The organism is Silanimonas sp. (genome assembly GCF_027530345.1).
In the GTDB taxonomy this organism is placed as follows: Bacteria; Pseudomonadota; Gammaproteobacteria; order Xanthomonadales; family Xanthomonadaceae; genus Silanimonas.
In genome coordinates, this window is record NZ_JAPZQK010000065.1 from 1 (window position 1) to 5,310 (window position 5,310).

The window sequence follows — 5,310 nt, forward strand, 5'->3', positions numbered from 1 at the left end:
TCGAGGTTGAAGGCGTAGAAGAGAGGCGCTTGTCCGGCGTCCTGACGTCCCATCATCGCTGCGGATTCCGCTGGATCGATGGGAGGTCAGTGAAGCAGCTTCAACAGTCCGCTTCAACCGAGTTTTTCAACGGAATAGGCCAGAAAAGTGCGTTCGAACTTCCTATACGCCACCGTCGAAGATGCGGCGGGTCCCATGCGATGCCTGTGAGCGCAGTACGCTAGCGGCATCCTTGGGTTGCGCCGAGCGGCGTGACGTTGTCAAGAACATCGATCGAGCCGCGCAGTGGCGATGCGAAGCTGAATCGACCCAGCATCGTCTTCAATCGAGTGCCCTCGAGGCTCCGCGCCAAAGTTCCCACCCGTGTTCTCGCTGGAGCGATGGACCGGACGCAAAGGGGGCAAAAGCCCTGAAGCTGCTCAAGGTTCAATGTCCGGTCCGCAGCGATCGCCGCCCCCCCCTCTGCCACCAAGAATCGAGAACGGCCCTCGGCGTCGTAAGCGAAAACGGCGTGGAACTCGTAACCCGCGAAGAACTGCGCGCTGTAGCCAGTGCCAGCGCGTGACGGATCGAACCAATGACCGGAGGAATCGACGATCGCCCCGCCCACGCTCGGACATCCCGAGCCGAACCCGGCCAGTCTCTCGGTCCCGTACTCACCGTCGACGCTGTAGGTAAAGACGACGTCACCGCCCTGCAGCGGCGTCACAATGCCTTCTCCGACCGCCGTCAGGACATTTCGCGCGCCGAGCCACACGCTCCTATAGAGCGCACCTCGCCACACGCCGGTTGATGCCGGTCCTTCACCTTGGAGGTAGTACCAGGTGGGTTGGCCTTGCTGGTCGTAGGTGTACCAGAGCGCAACCATCTGCCTGCCCGCTGGGTAGATGAAGAGGCCATGCCCTGACCGAAGCGCATTGAAGTAACCACCCGGCGCGATTTCGCCGCTTGCGGCGCCGGAAAGGCGAGCATCGACGTTGAACACGAGCTTCGCAGCCGTGCGGCTCGTCACCGAAATCCAGTATCGGCCGCCGACATTGGAGGACACCGTGATTCCTACTCGTCCATTGAGCGAGCTTGTCCTCGCGACTTCAGGGAAGCTTGGCTGTGGCGTAGGGATCGCCGGCACCTGCGCACTCTCGCCCGGCAAACCGTCCCGCACCACTCTAACGTCGTATTCCCCACCACCTGAGAAACCAAGGTCGAGCGCCAAAGGACCGGATGGCACGTCCAGCATGAACTGCCGGACCTGCCCAGTCTGCCCAATGGAATATGGACGCGAGACGCCCATCGAAAGCGGGATGCGCTGAGGTCCGAAGCTGGGACCGTCGATGCGCACCGGCCACCAGCGTTCATAAGTGCCATTGTTCGCGGCCACGCGGATCCACCCGCCTCGCGATTCGCCCGGCGTACTGTCGAACAGGTCCCATGACAGACGTAAACGGGCGGTTCCCCGATTGGCCACTACCGCCGGTCCCGTTGCGCGCAACGTCCGATCCAATGTGGGCTGATCGACGCGCACATCAAAAGACTCCACCGTGACGGCACCTCCCGTGCCGGTGGCTCTGCGATGCAGCAGGATCCAATACGTGAGCGCAGCGGAGCCTTGCACCGTCCGAGAAAACTCGCATCGACCGGGTCGATCGCCAGCGGTCGCGGCTGCAATCCCCGAGCAAAGCCGTTCGTTAGGCTGTGCAGATCCGTCACCATTCGTGTCGACGCCAAGATGGACGTCAACGTTCTCGCCAAGGACATCGACGAAGACGCGCCAGGCCGCGCCGTCCGGCAGTGCCGCAAGCGACCTCAACAGGGTTGTTGTTCCGCCACCATCCCAGAGTTGTTCTGGCGTCGGATCGGCGGGAACGTCGACAACCGATCGCCGGGGCGCAACAAGCCCGAAGGCCTCGAACATGGCGCCCTGAAGTGCGGGCAACTCGCCCGCCTCGATATCACGGAACCCCGCTTCATCCGACAGCGCCATCGCGCGCGGGATTCCCATCCACGGCCGGACATCGACCTCCACATCGGCCTCGGAACAACGGCCCGCGGTCTCTTCGCACAAGCGATAGCGGAATCGGATGGGGCCGTTCTCGCCCGCCGGAACGGTCAATACCACCTTGTCGTCCGATGCATCGCCATCCCCGGGCACAGGCGACCAAACGGAAGCGCGTCCGGCCGTCGGACCGTCGACGACGCTCAGCGAGCCACTTCGGATGCGAGAGGACTCGAAAGCATCGTTTCGGAGCACGTCAAGCGTGTAACTCTCTCCCGGTCGGACGACGTCGAACCGATCCGGCCGGGCCGCTAATGAAGGCAGCACGCCGCTGCGGTCGTCGTTCAGGATTACGAGTTGCGCCTCTGGCTGCCCAATCGTCGCCCCGATGGCCGGCCCCAATACGACACGCAGGAACTCGTCCAACTCCACCGAGCGGTCGCCGATGACTCGAATGGAAATGGATGTTTCCAGTGCTCCTTGCGCGATAGAAGCCGTGCCGCTCGCGGAGATGAAGTCCTCTCCCGCGGTGGCACTCCCGCTCTCCGTGCGCCACGCCACGCTGACACCAGACGATGGCGCCGGTGTGTCGAGGGCCACCTTCATCGTGACTATCGACTCGCCAGAATCCCCCTCCGGAACAGACAAAGGTTCAATGCGGAGGTTTGGAGAGACAGGCCCCGCGGCGGAGACATCAAGCACGCCCAGCGACGCCGCCGGGCCGCCGGGCAACGTCAAAGCACCAGACATCAGCACGCCACCGGAAGAGCGGTCGGGCTGCATCTCGTTGACCCACCCATTGGTTCCGGCGAAGGGCACGGTCCAAGCCCCGCGGGCCCAGACGGCAAAGCGCCCCGACGAGAGCCCGCCTATGGACGTGAACGGCCCAGAAATCGTCAGGAAATCGCCGCGACCGCTCCAAGCTGCATTTCTGACTTGCCCGTTCGCTCCAGTCGCGAGAGCACGCCACTGCCCGCCCTCGAGAACCGCGACGCTCGATGCAGGGACGCCGGAAACGGCCTCGAAATTGCCGACCACCGCGATCCGACCATCCACGGGATTGACGGCAATGTCCTCGACGAGTTCCCCCGTGCCAAGGTCGCGAGTCCTGACGATGCTCCCAAGGCGTGACCAGGCGCCGGAGGCATCCAACGCCAGAATGTCCTGAGTGTAGGGAGTAACCGCGCTATTGGTGCCCTGCAAGATCAATCGGCGGTTGACCGCATCCCACGCCCCCTCGCCCAGTGAGTGGGTGGGATGCTGTGCAACCCGTCGCCAACTTCCCGAGCGGCCGGCAAACACCTCCCGTTGGGACGAGATGGCATACATCTCCCCGGCGGCAGGGTCGAACGCGATCGGCCTTAGCTCGGATACGCCCTGCGGCAACGGGGTCTGAAGCCAACTGCTTCCCGAAAGGCGCCAGAAGCGCCTCACACCCCCCTCCGTCGTCACGCAAACAAGCTCCCTGCCAACCGGATCCCAGTGCAGGAACCAGATACTTCCCCAAGGCGCGGCACCCCCGGGAGGAGGCGTCAAGCTCCGCCACGATTGCCCGTCATTCATCGCCAACCCGGGCGATGTGGCGCCGCCGATCGAAGAAAAGTCGCCCTCTACAAACAGACGATTTCCCGCAGTGTCGACGGCGATCTCACCTACGTGGCCGCCAAGGTTTCCGCGTTCGATTGCCTGCCACGCCGTGTCGTCCCACACGGCGATCGAACCTCGCGGGGTGCCGTTTGGCGATGAGCCAAGAGGCCCCACCGCGTAGACGCGTCCATCCTGCGGATCGACATCGAAGTCCGCGACGATGATCGGTCCCTGCGGTTGTCCGGCAGACTCAAGCTTCCGGAGTTCGCTACCGGACAGCGCATAGATCGCGTTTGTGTCTGCCACGAGCAGGCGGTTCCGGAACGAATCCCAGCGCGCGCTCGACCACTGATACTGCGCGCCGCCAACGGGTCCGCGAGGCGGAAGGAGTGGCGTCCATCCCGAGCTGCCAAGGGCAGCGATACCTCCCGCTGGTTGGCCACCGGCGAGAGTGAATCCGCCGGTCGCAACGATCGCCTGAAGGGTGGGGCTCCAGACAAGTTCTGTTGCGGTGCCGCTCGTGAGGTCCGGAACGGCGACCCAAGCGGTGCCGTCAAAGCGGTGCACCGAGGCCGCCCCGCCCGCCATACCAACGAAGGGAGAACCATCGGTCGCTCGCACTGCAATTGAACGCACAGCGCTCGCCGAGCTCAGGGCCCAAGAGGTCCAAGCCGAGCCGTTCCAGCTGGCGACCCGTCCATTTCCGCCCACCAGAAGGCGTTGACCAACTTCGTCCCAATGCAGGGCCGTGACGGTCAAAGGAAGCGCCGGCAGGGCGACAACGGCATCGCCATCAATCCTTCGGATGCTGCTGCCGTTGGCGACAAAAATGCGCCGGCTTTGGGGGTCGATTGCAATCTCGGTGGTTTCGGCACTGGTCCATCCAGCCGGAGTCGCCCAACGCCCCGACTCGAGAACGGCAAAACCACCGAGGCCCGATGCTGGGGACACGACAAAGCGGCCGCCAGTGACGACACGTCCATTACGAGCTTGGACGATCGACGGACCTCCATTGAAGCCGAGCTCTGCTAGTACCGTCAGAGAGGGCGAACTTTGCGCGACCGCAGACTGCATGACCAAGGCCGGGGAGATCGCACAGAGAAAAACAGCGGCCGCGGCCCAGCGACGGGCAAGAATTCCATTTCTCATGAAATCGAGCGTGTTGTTTCGACGCGAGAACCTAGCACTTTGGCTCCTACAGCCGCTACCACGTGGGAGCCTTACTGCCCAGTATTGGCCCTCCCGAAAGAAAGCAGCGGGGAGTGACCCTGCGCTTTGGCGGCGCGCTCAACCTCAATGTCCACCTCCCCATGCTGTGTGTTGAGGGAGTACATGTGGAGCATGACGTGTCACCGCCTCGCAAACCACGCCTACACCGCACCCTCGCCACGACTACCGCGCAGTTGAGGCATCTAGCTGAAACGATCGCGCATCGCATGTACCGGCATCTGACGCGCAAAGGCTGGCTCGAAGGCGAGGAGTAGTCCGAGAGCGCCGGCGGCGACGCCGGAATGGACGCACTGCGGATGAGTTCGGTGACCTACAGCATTGCCACCGGCGCGCAGGCCGGACCAGTGCCCCTTCCTGGCCGAGGCTGTGTGGAAACTTCTCGCCGACGCGCTGGCGTCGGGAGCGAAGGGCGTTCGCGCTGCTACGGATGAGTAAAGAATGGAATGCGTCAGGCCGCGATCGCCCGGGTCATGCCGTGCACGCCCATGATCTTGATCATC

At 63.7% G+C, this 5,310-nt stretch carries 1 protein-coding gene; it reads right to left on the reverse strand.

From position 1 onward, the window contains the following. Positions 1-220: 220 nt before the first annotated feature. Complete coding sequence (locus tag O9255_RS15225; RefSeq protein ID WP_297867715.1) at positions 221-4,654, reverse strand: Calx-beta domain-containing protein; 4,434 nt, start codon at positions 4,652-4,654, stop codon at positions 221-223. Between the last annotated feature and the right edge of the window lie 656 nt (positions 4,655-5,310).